Annotated in this window: 10 protein-coding genes; all 10 read left to right on the forward strand. The window is 76.0% G+C overall.

Going from position 1 to position 15,676, the window contains the following annotated elements:
• Nucleotides 1-27: 27 nt before the first annotated feature.
• The 10 genes from EBO35_RS03630 (at nucleotide 28) to EBO35_RS03675 (ending at nucleotide 15,675) form a co-directional block, all read left to right on the forward strand.
• On the forward strand, nucleotides 28-4,833 hold the full coding sequence (locus EBO35_RS03630) for a DUF4082 domain-containing protein (protein ID WP_122816519.1): 4,806 nt from the start codon (nucleotides 28-30) through the stop codon (nucleotides 4,831-4,833).
• A gap of 152 nt (nucleotides 4,834-4,985) precedes the next feature.
• The gene (locus EBO35_RS03635) at nucleotides 4,986-6,071 is read left to right on the forward strand and encodes a Gfo/Idh/MocA family protein (protein WP_122816520.1); all 1,086 of its coding nucleotides are present in this window, start codon (nucleotides 4,986-4,988) and stop codon (nucleotides 6,069-6,071) included.
• Nucleotides 6,068-7,066 carry an NAD-dependent epimerase/dehydratase family protein gene (locus EBO35_RS03640; protein WP_122816521.1) on the forward strand — a complete coding sequence of 333 codons (999 nt, stop codon included), beginning with the start codon at nucleotides 6,068-6,070 and terminating at the stop codon, nucleotides 7,064-7,066. The genes EBO35_RS03635 and EBO35_RS03640 overlap by 4 nt, the downstream gene beginning before the upstream one ends.
• Nucleotides 7,063-8,226, forward strand: a complete 1,164-nt coding sequence (locus EBO35_RS03645) for a DegT/DnrJ/EryC1/StrS family aminotransferase (protein ID WP_122816522.1) — start codon at nucleotides 7,063-7,065, stop codon at nucleotides 8,224-8,226. The genes EBO35_RS03640 and EBO35_RS03645 overlap by 4 nt, the downstream gene beginning before the upstream one ends.
• Complete coding sequence (locus EBO35_RS03650; protein WP_241153848.1) at nucleotides 8,226-8,888, forward strand: PglD-related sugar-binding protein; 663 nt, start codon at nucleotides 8,226-8,228, stop codon at nucleotides 8,886-8,888. The genes EBO35_RS03645 and EBO35_RS03650 overlap by 1 nt, the downstream gene beginning before the upstream one ends.
• On the forward strand, nucleotides 8,888-9,973 hold the full coding sequence (locus EBO35_RS03655) for a glycosyltransferase family 2 protein (protein WP_122816523.1): 1,086 nt from the start codon (nucleotides 8,888-8,890) through the stop codon (nucleotides 9,971-9,973). Before EBO35_RS03650 ends, EBO35_RS03655 begins: the two co-directional genes overlap by 1 nt.
• Nucleotides 9,970-12,516 (forward strand): oligosaccharide flippase family protein, encoded by a 2,547-nt coding sequence (locus EBO35_RS03660; protein ID WP_164477793.1) that lies wholly within the window; start codon nucleotides 9,970-9,972, stop codon nucleotides 12,514-12,516. Before EBO35_RS03655 ends, EBO35_RS03660 begins: the two co-directional genes overlap by 4 nt.
• Nucleotides 12,513-13,667 carry a DegT/DnrJ/EryC1/StrS family aminotransferase gene (locus tag EBO35_RS03665; protein ID WP_122816525.1) on the forward strand — a complete coding sequence of 385 codons (1,155 nt, stop codon included), beginning with the start codon at nucleotides 12,513-12,515 and terminating at the stop codon, nucleotides 13,665-13,667. The genes EBO35_RS03660 and EBO35_RS03665 overlap by 4 nt, the downstream gene beginning before the upstream one ends.
• Nucleotides 13,664-14,950 carry a rhamnosyltransferase WsaF family glycosyltransferase gene (locus tag EBO35_RS03670; RefSeq protein WP_122816526.1) on the forward strand — a complete coding sequence of 429 codons (1,287 nt, stop codon included), beginning with the start codon at nucleotides 13,664-13,666 and terminating at the stop codon, nucleotides 14,948-14,950. Before EBO35_RS03665 ends, EBO35_RS03670 begins: the two co-directional genes overlap by 4 nt.
• Nucleotides 14,938-15,675 carry a hypothetical protein gene (locus tag EBO35_RS03675; protein WP_122816527.1) on the forward strand — a complete coding sequence of 246 codons (738 nt, stop codon included), beginning with the start codon at nucleotides 14,938-14,940 and terminating at the stop codon, nucleotides 15,673-15,675. Before EBO35_RS03670 ends, EBO35_RS03675 begins: the two co-directional genes overlap by 13 nt.
• Nucleotide 15,676: the final 1 nt, after the last annotated feature.

Below are 15,676 nucleotides of genomic sequence, written 5' to 3' on the forward strand. Positions count from 1 at the left end.
AGACAGGCAGGAACAGGCAGGCCCCCCGTGACCGACCCCAGGACCCCCCGGCGCCCGGCGGCGCCGTGCCGCGCGCTCGTCGGTGCGGTCCTGGCGGCGGCGGTGCTGCTCACCGCCGTCCCCGGGAGCGGCGCAGCGACCGGGCCGGCCCTGCCGGCGGCCGCCGCGGCCAGGGCCGGGATCGCGGACCCGTGCGGCCCGGGCGGCAACGAGATCACCTGCGAGAACGACCAGGACGGCACCCCGAGCACCACCTGGGACGACATGTGGGGGGCGGGCAGCGGGGAGATCCAGGGGTTCGCCACCGAGATCAGCGTCGACGCCGGCGAGCGGGTGGACTTCAAGATCGACGCCGACACCGCCGACTACACGGTGACGATCTACCGGATCGGCTACTACGACGGCGCCGGGGCCCGCCGGATCACGTCCGTGCCGGTCCCCGAGGAGCCGCAGGACCAGCCGGAGTGCTTCCGCGACGTCGCCACCGAGCTCTACGACTGCGGGGTCTGGGACGTCTCCGCCTCCTGGCAGGTGCCGCCGACCGCGGTCTCCGGGGTGTACGTCGCCCGGCTCGAGATCCCGACCACCGGGGACGCCAGCCAGATCACGTTCGTGGTCCGCGACGACGACAGCGACGCCGACATCATCTTCCAGACCTCCGACTCGACCTGGCAGGCCTACAACGCCTACGGCGGGTCGAGCTTCTACGTCGGCGGCGCGAACGGGCGGGCCCACAAGGTCAGCTACAACCGCCCGATGCTGACCCGCAACGGCGTGGGCGGCCGGGACTTCTTCTTCGCCAACGAGTACCCGCTGGTCCGGTTCCTGGAGAAGAACGGCTACGACGTGAGCTACCAGGCCGGCGTCGACACCGACCGGCGCGGACACCTGCTCCGCAACCACGACGTGTTCCTCTCCGTCGGGCACGACGAGTACTGGAGCGGCGCCCAGCGCGCCAACGTCGAGGCGGCCCGCGACGCGGGCGTGAACCTGCAGTTCCTCAGCGGCAACGACGTCTACTGGCGCACCAGGTACGAGCCCTCCGCCGACGACGCGCACACGCCGTACCGGACACTGGTGTCGTACAAGGAGACCTGGGACTACGGCAAGGTCGACCCGTCCCCGCAGTGGACCGGCACCTGGCGCGATCCGCGGTACGCCGGCACCGCCCAGGGCGCCGGCCGCCCGGAGAACGCGCTGACCGGCACCCAGTACCAGGTCAACCACGACGACCTCCCGGTGCGGGTGGACGCCGAGGAGGGCCGCCTGCGGCTGTGGCGCGACACCGGGCTGGAGGATCTCGCCCCCGGCCAGACGGCCACGCTGGCCCCGCACACGATCGGCTACGAGTCCAACGAGGACGTCGACAACGGGCACCGCCCGCCGGGCCTGGTCCGGCTCTCCACCACGACCGGGCCGACGCCGGAGTACCTCACCGACTACGGCAACACGACCCGGCCCGGGACCACCACGCACCACCTGACGATGTACCGCGCGGCCAGCGGCGCGCTGGTCTTCAGCGCCGGCAGCGTGCAGTGGACCTGGGGCCTCGACGGACAGCACGACAGCCCCTACGACCCCGAGCCGCCCGATCGACGGATGCAGCAGGCGCAGGTGAACCTGCTGGCCGACATGAGGGCCCAGCCCCGCTCGCTGGCCCCGGACCTGGTGCCGGCGAGCGCGTCGACCGACACCACCGGCCCGACCGCGACGATCGACCCGCCGCCCGCGTCGCTGGCCAACGGGCAGCGGGTCACGGTGTCCGGGACCGCTGCCGACGCCGGCGGCGGGCGGGTCGCCGGGGTCGAGGTGAGCACCGACGAGGGCGACACCTGGCACCCGGCGACCGGCCGCGAGACCTGGAGCCACAGCTACGTCCAGCACGGGATCGGGTCGGAGCGGATCCGGGTCCGGGCCGTCGACGACAGCGGCAACATCGGGAGCGTGGCGGCCCGGCCGACCGCCGTGTCCTGCCCCTGCTCGGTGTACGGCGCCCGGAGGCCGGCGATCGAGGCCGCCGACGACGACTCCGCCGCCGAGCTCGGGCTCCGCTTCTCGGTGCGGGAGGACGGGTTCCTCACCGGGATCCGGTTCCACAAGGGCGCCGGCAACGCCGGCACCCACACCGGCACGCTCTGGAGCACCGACGGCGACCGGCTGGCGCGCGCCACGTTCACCGACGAGAGCGCGACCGGATGGCAGCGCGCCGACTTCACCAGCGCGGTGCCGGTCCGGGCGGGGGAGACCTACGTCGCGTCGTACACCGCGCCGGCCGGCCGCTACAGCGTCGAGGTCGACGCGTTCAGCAGCGGCGCGCTGCGCCGGGCGCCGTTCCTGGTCGCCGGCGGGTACGGCGCCGCGCCGGCCGGCGTCTTCGGGACCGCCGGGCAGTTCCCGACGCGGTCGCACCGCAACACCGGCTACTTCGTCGACCCGGTGTTCTCGCGCGTCGACACCTCGCCGCTCACGCTCGTGGACCGGTTCCCGCTCCCGGGGGCCACCAGCGTCCCGCGCACCACCCCGATCCGGGCCACGTTCTCGAAGGCGGTCGCGCCGGCCAGCGCCACCCTGTCGCTCGTCGACGCCACCGGCGCGGCGGTCGCGGGCTCGCGCAGCTACGACGCCGCGACCCGGACGGTGACCCTGGTCCCGGCCGCACCGCTGGCCGGCGGGGTCGCCTACACCGCGACCGCCGCCGCGACCGACGCCGCCGGTCAGCCGGTGAGCGGGCCGGTGAGCGGGCCCGCGAGCTGGACCTTCACCGCGGCGCTGCCGCAGGGCCCGCCCGGCGCCTGCCCCTGCTCGCTGTTCTCCGACGAGAGCGCCCCGGCGATCACCGAGGCGGCCGACACCCTGCCGGTCACCCTGGGCGTCGGGTTCCGCAGCGACGTCGCCGGGACCGTGACCGCGATCCGCTTCCACAAGGGCCCCGGCAACACCGGCCCGCACCGGGGCACGCTGTGGTCCGCCGACGGCCCCCAGGTTCGGGAGCTGGCCGCCGGCACCTTCACCGCGGAGTCCACGGCGGGCTGGCAGACCCTGGTGCTGGACGAGCCGCAGCCGATCCTGCCCGGGGTCGAGTACGTCGCGTCGTACCGCACGACGGTGGGCCGCTACTCGCTGAGCCCGGGCGCGTTCGCCGCCGCCGACCTCTCGCGCGCCCCGCTGCGGGTCGGCCCGACCGCCGGCCGGTTCAGCTACGGGACCGGGTTCCCCGACTCCCGCAGCTCGTCGAGCTACGGGGTCGACGTGGTCTTCGAGAAGGCCGCGCCCGCGATCGCGGTGACCGGCCAGGCCCCGCCGCCCGGTGCCCTGGAGGTGCCCCGCTCCGCGCCGATCCGGGTCTGGTTCAGTGCGCCGCTCCAGCCGGGAGCGAGCCTCACGGCGAGCGTCGGGGGCCACCCGGTGCCCGCGTCGCTGGCCTCCGGCGCCGACGGGACCCGGCTCACCCTCACCCCGGACGCGCCGCTGCCGGCGGACTCGGTGGTGACCGTCCGGCTGGCCGGCGTCCGCTCGACCGACGGGGCGGTGCTCCCGGACCGGACCTGGACGTTCCGGACCGCCGACCCGAGCGCGGACGCGGTGCAGACGATCTTCGGCGACGCGGTGCCGGACGTGGCCAGCGACGACTCCTCCGCGCCGGTCGAGCTGGGCACGGTCTTCGAGCCCACCCGCGACGGGGAGGTGCGGGCGCTGCGCTTCCTCAAGGCCCCGGGCAACCTCGGCACCCACGTCGGCACGCTGTGGGGCTCCGACGAGGAGGTGCTCGCCCAGGCGACCTTCACCGACGAGACGCCGGACGGGTGGCAGCGGGTGCGGCTCTCGACCCCGGTCCGGGTTCGCGCCGGCGAGCGCTACGTGGTGTCGTACCTGGCGCCGCAGGGCCACTACTCCTACTCGCCGGGCTTCTTCGCCCAGCCGGTGACGTCGGGCCGGCTGCTGGCCCCCGCCCAGGAGAACGGCCGGTTCCGCTACGGCACCGGTGGCGGCTTCCCGCGGTTCAGCCACGCGGCAACGGCGTACTTCGCCGACGTCGAGTACCTGCCCGACCTGCCAGCGGTCGCGGTGACCGGGCAGGTGCCGGCGCCCGGTGCCACCGGGGTCTCGGCGGGCGTGCGCCCGGCGCTCACCCTCAGCGTGCCGATCCGCCCGGGGGCGAGCGTCCGGGTGCTCGCCGGCGGCGCGCCGGTGCCCGGCGCGGCCGCGCTGTCGACCGACGGGCGCCGGCTCACCTTCACGCCGACCGCGTCGCTGCCGGCCGACGAGCAGGTGGTCGTCGAGGTCTCGGGGGTGGTCTCCACCGACGGCGCGGCGCTCGCGGACCTGACCTGGAGCTTCCGCACCGACCCGGCGCCTGTCGCGTTCGGCTCGCTGTTCGCCTCGATGACGCCGGAGTCGGCGGCGGTCGCGGACCCGGCGCCGGTGGAGGTCGGTGTCTCGTTCGTGCCCGCGGCCGACGGGGCGGTCACGGCTGTGCGGTTCTTCAAGGGCGCCGCCAACACCGGTGTCCACGTCGGCAGCCTGTGGTCCGCCGACGGGCGCCGGCTGGCCGAGGTCACCTTCGCCGAGGAGTCGGCCAGCGGCTGGCAGACCGCCGACCTCGCGACGCCGTACCCGGTGACCGCGGGGGAGACCTACGTGGTCTCGTACTACGCGCCGCGGGGGCAGCACGCGGCGACGCCGGGGTTCTTCGGGCAGCCCTGGACCGCTGGTGCGATGACGGTGCCGGCGGCCGGCAACGGGCGCTTCCGGTACGGCGCCGGCGGCGGGTTCCCGGACGGCAGCTGGGACGCGACGAACTACTTCGTCGACGTGGTGCTCCGGGTGCCCTGAGGCCGCCCCGCGCGGCTGTGTTCCCTGAGGCCGCCCCGCGCCGCTGTGTTCCCCAAATTGCGGGATAGCCCCCGGAGCCGGTCCCGGCGGGTGCCGCGGCCACCTTCGATGGTCCAGACAGCAGCCGGTGCTACCGAGGGGAGCCCGCCACCATGCCAGCACCGCAGGAAGCCGCCACGTCCACGCCACTCGGGGTCGCCGTCGTCGGGGCCGGCTACTGGGGCCCGAACCTGGTGCGGAACTTCGACGCAGCCCCGGACTGGGACCTGCGGGTGGTCTGCGACCTCGACGCCGACCGGGCCCGCGAGGTCGCTGGCCACCGGGCCGCGGACGTCTCGACCTCGCTGAGCGAGACCCTGGCCCGCGACGACGTCGACGCGGTCGCGGTCGCCACGCCGGCCGCCACCCACCACGCGATCGCCCTCGAGGCCCTGCGGGCCGGCAAGCACGTGCTGGTGGAGAAGCCGCTGGCCGACAGCGTCCCGGCCGGCCGGGAGATGGTGGAGACCGCCGAGCGGCTCGGGCTGGTGCTGATGGCCGACCACACCTACTGCTACACCCCGGCGGTCCGCAAGATCCGCGAGCTGGTCGAGGAGGGCGCGCTGGGCCAGATCCTCTACGTCGACTCGGTGCGGATCAACCTCGGCCTGGTCCAGCCCGACGTGGACGTCTTCTGGGACCTCGCGCCCCACGACCTCTCGGTCCTCGACCACGTGCTCCCCGGCGGGCTGCGGCCGCTCGGGGTGGCCGCCCAGGGCGCGGACCCGCTCGGCGCCGGCTCGGCGTGCGTGGGCTACCTGACCCTGCCGCTCGCGGGCGGCGCGGTCGCGCACGTCCACGTCAACTGGCTCAGCCCCACCAAGATCCGCCGGATGGTGATCGGGGGCAGCAGCCGGACCCTGGTCTGGGACGACCTGAACCCGCAGCAGCGGATCAGCATCTACGACCGGGGCGTGGACCTCGTGCAGCAGTCGGTCGACAGCGCCGACCGCCGCAGCGCCTCCATCTCCTACCGGCTCGGCGACACCTGGTCGCCCGCGCTGCCCGAGCAGGAGGCGCTGGCGGCGATGGTGGCCGAGCTCGCGGGCAGCATCCGGGAGCGGCGCCGGGCCCGCACCGACGGCCGGTCCGGCCTGCGGGTGCTCTCGGTGCTGGACGCCGCGGCGACCAGCCTGCGCGCCCGGGGCGCCCTGGTCACCCTCGAGCCCGTCGAGCAGCCCCTGGAGATCGTCCGGTGAGCGCGCTGGACGGGGCCGACGTCCTGGTCACCGGCGGCGCCGGCACGATCGGGTCCACGCTGGTCGACCAGCTGCTCGCGGCCGGCGCCGGCCGGGTCGACGTGCTCGACAACCTGGTGCGCGGCCGGCTGGCCAACCTCGACGACGCGCTCGCCACCGGGCGCGCCCGGCTGGTCGAGGGCGACATCCGCGACCGCGACCTGGTCCACGACCTGTGCCGGGACCGGGACCTGGTCTTCCACCAGGCGGCGATCCGGATCACCCAGTGCGCCGAGGAGCCGCGGCTGGCCCTCGAGGTGCTGGTCGACGGCACCTTCAACGTGGTCGAGGCCGCGGCCTCCGCCGGGGTCGGGAAGCTGGTGGCGGCCTCGTCGGCCTCCGTCTACGGCCTGGCCGAGGAGTTCCCCACCCCGGAGCGCCACCACCACCACGCCAACGACACCTTCTACGGCGCGGCGAAGTCGTTCGACGAGGGCATGCTGCGCAGCTTTCGCGCGATGAGCGGGCTGCGCTACGTGGCGCTGCGCTACTTCAACGTCTACGGCCCGCGGATGGACGTGCACGGTCTCTACACCGAGGTGCTGGTGCGCTGGATGGAGCGGATCGCCGACGGCCGGCCGCCGCTGATCTTCGGCGACGGCGCGCAGACGATGGACTTCGTCCACGCCCGCGACGTGGCCCGGGCCAACGTGCTCGCCGCGATCGCGCCGGTGGAGGAGGGCGTCTACAACGTCGCCAGCGGCGTGGAGACCAGCCTGCTGGAGCTCGCGGGCACGCTGCTGCAGGCGATGGACAGCCCGCTGCCCGTCGAGCACGGCCCCCAGCGCGACGTGAACGGCGTCGCCCGGCGCCTCGCCGAGACCCGCGCGGCCGCCGCCGACCTCGGCTTCACCGCGGAGATCGGGCTCGAGGAGGGCCTGCGCGAGCTGGTCGCCTGGTGGCGCCCGCTGCGGGCGGAGATCGCGGGCGGCCGCGACCTGGCGGGCCGGCGATGAGCGCCGAGGCGCCGCTCGCGCTGGACCGGGTCCACGTGATGCAGCCGTGGCTGGGCGAGGAGGAGGTGGCAGCGGTCGCGGAGGTGCTCCGCTCCGGCTGGGTCGCCCAGGGCCCCCGGGTGGCGGCGTTCGAGGCCGCGTTCGCCCGCGACCAGCGGGTCCCGCACGCCCGCGCGGTCTCGAGCTGCACGGCCGCGCTGCACCTCGCGCTGCTGGTGGCCGGTGTCCGGCCCGGCGACGACGTCGTGGTGCCCTCGTTCTCGTTCGTCGCGACCGCCAACGCCGCGGTGCACGCCGCGGCGCGACCGGTCTTCGCCGACGTGGACCCCGCGACCGGCAACCTCACCGCCGCGACCGTGGAGCGGGCGCTGACCCCGCGCACCCGGGCCGTGGTGCTCGTCGACCAAGGCGGCGTCCCGGCGGACCTCGCCGAGGTGCGGGCGCTGTGCGACCCGCGGGGGATCGTCGTCGTCGAGGACGCCGCCTGCGCCGCCGGGTCGACCTACCGCGGCGCCCCGGTGGGCGCCGGCGCCGACGTGTCGGCGTGGTCCTTCCACCCCCGCAAGGTGCTGACGACCGGCGAGGGCGGGATGCTCACCACGCCCCACGAGGGGTGGGCCGTGCGGGCCGGGCGGCTGCGGGAGCACGCGATGAGCGTCTCCGCGGCCGAGCGGCACACCAGCGTGCTCGCCCCGCCGGAGGAGTACGGCGAGGTCGGGTTCAACTACCGGATGACCGACCTCCAGGCGGCGGTGGGCCTGGTCCAGCTGGGCCGGCTGCCCGAGGCAGTGCGCCGCCGGCGCGAGCTCGCCGCGCGGTACGCCGCGGGGCTGGCCGACGTGCCCGGCCTGCGGGCGGTGGCGGACCCGGCGTACGGCACCTCGAACTTCCAGTCCTACTGGGTCGAGGTGCAGCCGGCGTACCCGCTGGACCGGGAGGGGCTGATGGCCGCGCTGGCCGGGGCCGGCATCTCGGCGCGCCGGGGGATCATGGCCATCCACCGCCAGCCCGCCTACGCCGACGCCGGCGTGCGGCCCGGCTCGCTGCCGGTCACCGAGCGGCTCACCGACCGCACAGTGATCCTGCCGCTCTTCCACGAGCTGACCACCGCCCAGCAGGACCGGGTGCTCGACGTGCTGGTGCGCGCCGGGAGGCACTGATGCGCCGTGCCGTGCGGACCCTGCTCCTGGTGACGGCCGGGGGGCTGGCCCGGGAGGTCGCCACCCTGGAGCAGGCCACCGGGCGCTACGAGCGGCTGCTGATGTCGGACGACGACCCGCTGCTGTGGGGGAGCAAGGTCGCGGGGGTGCCGGTGATCGGGAGCATCGACCGGGTCGGGGACCTCGGCGACGCGGACCTGGTCGTCTGCGCCGGCTCGGGGACCACCCGGCGGGCGCTGGTGGCCCGCCTGGACGCGCTCGGCGTGCCGGCCGAGCGGTACGCCCGGGTCGTGCACCCGAGCGTGGACGTGCCTCCCACCTGCCACGTCGGTGCCGGGACGATCCTGCTCGCCCACGTGACCCTCACCGCCGACGTCCGGCTGGGCCGCCACGTCGTGGCGATGCCCGGCGCGACGCTGACCCACGACTGCGTGGTGGAGGACTTCGGCACGCTGTGCGCCGGGGTCAGCCTCGGCGGCGGGGTGCACGTCGGCGCGGCGGCGTACCTGGGCATGAACTCGTGCGTCCGCGAGGGCCTGCGGGTCGGTGAGGAGGCGGTGCTCGGGATGGGGGCCGGGCTGCTGTCCCCGCTCCCCGCCGGCGAGACCTGGGTGGGCCTGCCGGCCCGGCCGGCGGCGGTCCGCGTCCCGGTGGAGGACTGATGCGCCTGCACCGGCCGCGCCCGCTTCGCACCCGGCCCACGGTGTCGGTCGTGGTGCCCTGCTACCGCTACGGGCACTACCTGCCGGCGGCCGTCGCCAGCGCGCTGGACCAGCCCGGCGTCGACGTCGAGGTGATCGTGGTCGACGACGCCTCGCCCGACGACAGCGCGGCGGTCGCGCACGCCCTGGCCGCCGCCGACCCCCGGGTCCGGGTGCTGGTGCACGAGGAGAACCGCGGTCACATCCGCACCTACAACGACGGCCTGGCGCTGGCCCGCGGCGAGTACGTCGCGCTGCTGTCGGCCGACGACCTGCTGACGCCCGGGTCGCTGACCCGCGCGGTGGCGCTGATGGAGGCGCACCCCGAGGTCGGGCTCACCTACGGCTATCCGGAGACCTTCCGCGACGAGCCGCCCGCCGCGGCGCCGGCGCGCGAGCACTGGACGGTCTGGGACGGCGAGGAGTGGCTGGCCCGGGTCTGCGGCCGGGGCCGCAACATCATCGTGAACCCGGAGGCCCTGATGCGGACCTCGGTGCTGCGCCGGATCGGCGGCTACGACCCCGCGCACCCGCACGCCGCCGACATGCAGCTGTGGATGCGGGCCGCGGCGATCGCCAAGGTCGGCCGGGTGAACGGGCCGGCCCAGGCCTGCTATCGCGACCACGGCGCGAACATGCACCACACCCAGTTCGCGGGGGCGTTCCTGGACCTGCGCGAGTCGCGGCGGGTCTTCGAGCAGTTCTTCGAGGAGCTGGCCGCCCAGCCAGCCCAGCCAGCCCAGCCCGGCCTGGCGCCGGCCCGGGTGACGGCGCTGCGCGAGCGGGCCCGCTCGGCGCTGGCGCGGGAGGCGCTGTACCTGGCCGCCAACGCCCACCGGCTCGGCGCCTCGGCGGACCCCTCGCCGGTCGACCTGGCGGCGTTCGCGGTGACCTGCTGGCCGCCGGTGGTCGGCACCCGCTCCTGGCAGGTCAACGAGCGCCGCGCCCGGCGCGGTCTCCGTCCGGGCGAGCGGCTCCTGCTCGCCGGGGCCGACGAGCTGCGCTGGAAGGTCCGGTGGCGCCGGTGGCGGCGGTGGGGCACGTGAGCGGCCTGCGCGCCCAGGTCCGCTCCGGCCTGGTCTGGAGCGTCCTGAACAACGTGCTGCTCCGGGTCGGCACCCTCGCGGTCGGCATCGTCCTGGCCCGGCTGCTGAGCCCCGAGGACTTCGGCGTGTACGCCGTCGCGCTCACCGTCCAGGCAGTGCTGATGACGGTGGCCGACCTGGGACTCAGCGCCGACCTGGTGCGCAGCCCGGACCCGCGCCGGCGGGCGCCCACGGTGGCCGCGCTCGGCCTCGCCGCGGGGACCGTGATGGCAGTCGCGATGGTCCTCTCGGCCGGGCCGGTGGCGCGGCTGGTGGGCACCCCGGAGGCGAGCCGGGTGATCGCGCTGCTCGGTCTCACGCTGGTGCTCGCCGGCGCGGGCGTGGTCCCGCTCGCGCTGCTCCAGCGCGAGTTCCGCCAGCGTGCGCTGTTCACGGTGGCCGCCGTCGACTTCGTGGTCTCCACGACGGTGACCCTCACCTTCGTGCTGGGCGGGGCGGGCGTGGTCGCCCTGGCCCTGGGACGGATCGCGGGCCAGGCCACGACCCTGGTGCTGCTGCATCTGATCGCCCGGCACCGGCCCCGCTACGCGGTGGACGGCTCGGTGGCCGTCTCGGTGCTGGCCTTCGGGCTGCCGGTGGGCGGGGCCAACGTGCTCTCCTGGGCGCTGCTGAACCTCGACAACCTCGTGGTGGCCCGGATGTCGGGGGCGGTGCTGCTGGGCTTCTACGTGCTGGCCTTCAACATCTCGACCTGGCCGATGACCGCGATCGGGCAGGTGGTCAGGTCGGTGGCGCTGCCGGCCTTCGCCCGGGCGTCGACCGCCGCCGGGGACCGCGGACTCGCGCTCGGCACCGGCCTGACCGCCGCGCTCGCGATCCCGGCCGGCGTGCTGCTCGCGGTCCTGGCGACCCCGCTGGTGGCCGTCGTCTACGGCCCGCGCTGGCTGCTCGCGGCGCCGGTGCTGGCCGCGCTGGCGCTGTTCGGCACCGCCCGGGTCCTCTTCGACCTGTGGGTGGCGTTCCTGCTGGCCCGGGGCGCGGCCCGGGCGGTGCTGCTGGTGCAGGTGCTGTGGTTCGTGACGCTGCTGCCGGCGGTCGTCGTCGGCACCCGGCTCGGCGGCATCGTGGGCGCCGGCTGGGCGCATGTCGCGGTCGCGGCCGGCGTGGTGCTCCCGGCGTACGCCGTCGCGATGCGGCGCGCGGGAGCCGACCTCGGCGCCCTGGCGCGGCACTGCGTCGTTCCGGTCCTGGCGACGGCGCCGGCCGCGGGCGCGGCGGCCGCGGTCATCGCCCTGCTCGGTCCTGCTTGGCTCGAGCTGCTCCTCGGCGCGGCGGCGGCCGGCGGCACGTACCTGCTGCTCGTGGGCCGCTGGCTGCGCCGCACCGTGCGCTCGATCTCGCTCCCGCAGGCTCCGGAGCCGGCGGCCGCGCCGGCGCCCGAGGCGGACGGCCCGCCCCGGGTCTCGGTGGTCGTGCCGTGCCACAACTACGGCCGCTACCTCCCGGAGGCGGTCGGCAGCGCGCTGGGCCAGGCCGGCGTGGAGGTCGAGGTGGTGGTCGTCGACGACGCCTCCACCGACGACAGCCTCGCCGTCGCGCGCCGGCTCGCGGCGGCGGACCCGCGGGTCCGGGTGCTGGCCCACGAGACCAACCGCGGTCCGGTGCGGACGTTCAATGACGGGCTGGCGGTGGCCACCGGCGAGTTCCTGGTCCGCCTGGACGCCGACGACCTGCTCACTCCCGGCTCGCTGGCCCGCTCGGCCGCGCTGTGTCGGCGGCACCCGGAGGTGGGGCTGGTCTACGGCCACCCGCTGCACTTCTCCGGGCGCCGGCCCCCGGCGCGCTCGGGGCCGGTGACCTGGACGGTGTGGCCCGGCCGGGCCTGGCTGGAGGACCGGTGCCGCAGCGGGGTCAACGTGATCACCTCCCCGGAGGCGCTCATGCGCCGGTCGGTGGTCGACCTGGTCGGCGGGCAGCGCGACCTCGCGCACACCCACGACATGGAGATGTGGATGCGGCTCGCGGCGTTCTCCGACGTCGCCTACGTCGGCGGCGCCGACCAGGCCTGGCACCGCGAGCACCCGGCGAGCCTGTCGGCCGCGGCGGACAGCCCGCTGGGGCTGACCATCCTCGAGGAGCGGCGGGCGGCGTTCGAGACCCTGTTCTCCGGCGTCGCCGGCGAGCTCCCGGGGATGGCCCGGCTGCGCGAGGTCGCCCGGGAGACGCTGGCCCGCGAGGCGCTGCGCCGGGCGAGCTACGAGTACGACCGCCGGCGGGCCCCGGCGCGCAGCGTGGCGCCGCTGCAGGCGTTCGCGCTCGCGACCTGCCCGCACGCCGAGCGGCTGCCGGAGTGGCGTGCGCTGCGGCGGCGGGTCCGGGCCGGCCGGTCCTGGACCCAGCGGCACCCGTGGTGGCTGCTGCACCCGCTGCGCCGCATCGTGCGGGACCGGGCCGCGGCCCGGAGCTGGCACCGCACCGGCCTGTACCGCTCGCTTCCGGCGAACCGCTCCCGTCCCGACCTGAACGAGGGGATCTCCGCATGACCACCAGCCCGCGTCCCGCCCCGCGGCGGCTCCCGATCCCGCTCGTCGACCTGCGGCCCCAGCACGACCGGGTCGCGGTCGACGTGCGCCGCGCGATCGCGGCGGTGCTCGACAGCGGGGCCTTCGTGCTGGGCCCGGCGGTCTCCCGCTTCGAGGAGGAGTACGCCGCGTTCTGCGGCACCGCCCACTGCGTCGGGGTCGGCAACGGCACCGACGCGATCGAGCTCGCCCTGCGCGCGGCCTCGGTCGGTCCCGGCGACGAGGTGCTGGTCCCGGCCAACACGTTCGTCGCGACCGCGGAGGGGGTGGTCCGCGCCGGTGCGGAGCTGGTGCTGGTGGACTGCGACGAGGACCTGATGATCGACGTCGACGCGGTCGCGGCCCGGGTCGGCCCGCGCACCCGGGCGGTGGTCGGCGTCGACCTCTACGGCCAGGCCGCGCCGCTCGAGCGGCTGCGGGCGGCCGTCGGCCCGGACGTCGTCCTCCTCGAGGACGCGGCGCAGAGCCAGGGCGCCACCCGGCACGGCCGGGTCGCCGGCTCCCTCGGCGACATCGCGACGACCAGCTTCTACCCGGGCAAGAACCTCGGGGCCTTCGGGGACGCCGGCGCGGTCACCACTGACCGGGAGGACCTGGCCCACCGGGTGCGCCAGCTGCGCAACCACGGCGGCGTCGAGCGGTACCGCCACGAGCTGGTCGGCACCAACTCCCGGCTGGACTCGGTGCAGGCGGCGGTGCTCTCGACCAAGCTGGCGCACCTCAAGGACTGGAACGCGGCGCGGGCCACGGCCGCGGCGCGGTACGCCGAGCTGCTGGGCGGGGTCGAGGAGGTGCGGCTGCCCCGGGTGCTGCCGGGCAACGCCCACGTGTGGCACCTCTACGTGGTCCGGGTGCCCGACCGGGACCGGGTGCTGGCCGAGCTGACGGAGTCCGGGATCGGTGCGGGGCTGCACTACCCGACGCCGGTGCACCTGCTTCCGGCCTTCGCCTCCCTCGGGCTGGGGCCGGGCAGCTTCCTGTGCGCCGAGCGCACGGCCGGCGAGATCCTCTCGCTGCCGATGTTCCCGGGCATCACCGCTGGTCAGCAGCGCCGCGTCGCGGAGACCCTCGCCAGCGCGGTGTCCCGGCGTCCGGACGGGGCGCGGACATGAGCCGGGTGGCGCGGGCCGCCCACCTGGCCTCCCGGCTCCGCTCGAACGGCGCCCAGGACTCGACCCGGCGCGCGGTGCGGTGGCTCCACCAGCGGGTGGGCGCCGCCGAGCTGGACTTCGGGCTGCTGCCCGGTGACGTCGCCGACTCGCTGCGGCTCGAGCCGACGCGGGCGCCGAGCCGCGCGCCCGGAGGCCCGCTGCGGGTCGGCTGGCTGAGCACGCCGTCGGCGGCCGGCTCCGGCGGGCACACCACGATGTTCCGGATGGTGGGAGCGCTGGAGGAGGCCGGCCACCAGTGCGTGGTCCTGCTCTACGACCGCCACGGCAGCGGCCGGGTCGAGCAGCAGGCGCAGGTGATCCGGGCCGGGTGGCCGTGGGTGCGCGCCGAGATCCGCTCCGTCGAGGACGGCTTCGGGTCCCTGGACGCCTGCGTGGCGACCGGCTGGGAGACCGCGCACGTGCTGGCCTCGCGCTGCCGGGACCCGCTGCACCGGTTCTACTTCATCCAGGACTTCGAGCCGTTCTTCTATCCGCGGGGGTCGGTCTACGAGCTGGCCGTCGACAGCTACCGGTTCGGGTTCACGAACATCGCCCTGGGGCACATGGTCCGAGACCGGCTCCGCTCCGAGGTGGGCGTCGGGGCCGCGCTGGTGCCGTTCTCCTGCGACACCTCGGTCTACGGCCTGCGCGGGGAGGGGCCGCGGACGGGCGTCGTGGCCTACGCGAAGCCGGGCGTGCCGCGGCGCGGCTTCCGCACGGCGGTCCTGGCGCTGCGCGAGTTCCACCGCCGCCACCCCGACCAGGAGATCCACACCTACGGGGCGGTGGTGCCCGACCTCGGCGTACCCGCCACCCAGCACGGCGGGCTGACCCCGGCGCAGCTCGACGCCCTCTACAACCGGTGCCGGGCGGGCCTCGCGCTCTCGTTCACCAACATCTCCCTGGTGGCCGAGGAGATGCTGGCCAGCGGCTGCGTCCCGGTCGTCAACGACTCCGTCGACGCCCGGGTCGACCTCACCAGCCCCGCCGTGATCTGGGCGACCCCGACGCCCGGAGGCCTCGCCGACGCGCTCTCGCTCGTGGTGAGCGCCGCCGACCCGGCCGCGCAGGCCGCCGCCGCGGCCGGCACGGTCCGCCGCGACGACTGGGGCATCGCCGGCCGCGAGGTGGCCCGGCTGGTCCGGGCGCAGGTGTGCGGCGACCCGGCCGGCTGGCGAGGCGCCGAGTCCCGAACCGAGCCGCGATCCGACGCGTGGGAAGGGGATCCGAGATGTCCCTGCTGAACCTGCTGACCGTGCTGGCCCGCCGCTGGGTGGTGGTGCTGATCGGCCTGGCCCTGACCGCGGCCGGCTGCTACCAGGTGCTCCAGATCGTCGACACCCAGTACCAGGCCTCCAGCCAGATGGTGCTGCTGCTGCCGCCCGAGGCGAGCGGCACCGAGAGCCCCACCAACCCGTTCCTCAACGTGCAGAGCGGGCAGGAGACCGTCGCGTCGCTGGTCGCCGGCAACGTCGCCACGCCCGACGTACGCCGGGCGCTCGCGAAGGCGGGCCACACAGCGGAGTACGACGTGGCGGTGCTCCCGGGGGCCGGGCCGATCCTGGTGATCACCAGCAACGACGACGACCCGGGGAACGCCGTGGCGACCCGGGACGCGGTGATGGCCGAGATCGACACCCAGCTCGCCGCCCTGCAGGACCGCACCCAGGTGCCGGAGCGCCAGGTCCTCAGCGGCGACCGCACAGCGGTGAGCGCACGCGCCGAGGCCCTCGGCGGCAGCCGGATCCGGGCCCTGGCCGGGGCCGCGGCCGCGGGCCTGCTCGCGACGCTGCTGGCGACCCTGCTGCTGGACCGGGTGCTGACCCGTCGGCGACCCGCTCCCGAGGCGCCCGAGGCGCCGGGCGAGGCCGGGGCGGGGGAGCCGGACGACGTCGGAGGCGGTCCGCGGCCGCCCAGCGCCCTGTCGCCCCGGGCGCCGGGGGACAAGCGGACCCGGCGGGCCAGCTGAG

The sequence above is a fragment of the Nocardioides pantholopis genome, from assembly GCF_003710085.1.
Taxonomy (GTDB): Bacteria; Actinomycetota; Actinomycetes; order Propionibacteriales; family Nocardioidaceae; genus Nocardioides; species Nocardioides pantholopis.

What these genes read in the sequence shown, in the direction of transcription:
- EBO35_RS03675 (WP_122816527.1), top strand. Translation starts at nt 14,938, where the DNA reads ATGTCCCTGCTGAACCTGCTGACCGTGCTGGCCCGCCGCTGGGTGGTG.
- EBO35_RS03635 (WP_122816520.1), top strand. Translation starts at nt 4,986, where the DNA reads ATGCCAGCACCGCAGGAAGCCGCCACGTCCACGCCACTCGGGGTCGCC.
- EBO35_RS03650 (WP_241153848.1), top strand. Translation starts at nt 8,226, where the DNA reads ATGCGCCGTGCCGTGCGGACCCTGCTCCTGGTGACGGCCGGGGGGCTG.
- EBO35_RS03665 (WP_122816525.1), top strand. Translation starts at nt 12,513, where the DNA reads ATGACCACCAGCCCGCGTCCCGCCCCGCGGCGGCTCCCGATCCCGCTC.
- EBO35_RS03670 (WP_122816526.1), top strand. Translation starts at nt 13,664, where the DNA reads ATGAGCCGGGTGGCGCGGGCCGCCCACCTGGCCTCCCGGCTCCGCTCG.
- EBO35_RS03655 (WP_122816523.1), top strand. Translation starts at nt 8,888, where the DNA reads ATGCGCCTGCACCGGCCGCGCCCGCTTCGCACCCGGCCCACGGTGTCG.
- EBO35_RS03645 (WP_122816522.1), top strand. Translation starts at nt 7,063, where the DNA reads ATGAGCGCCGAGGCGCCGCTCGCGCTGGACCGGGTCCACGTGATGCAG.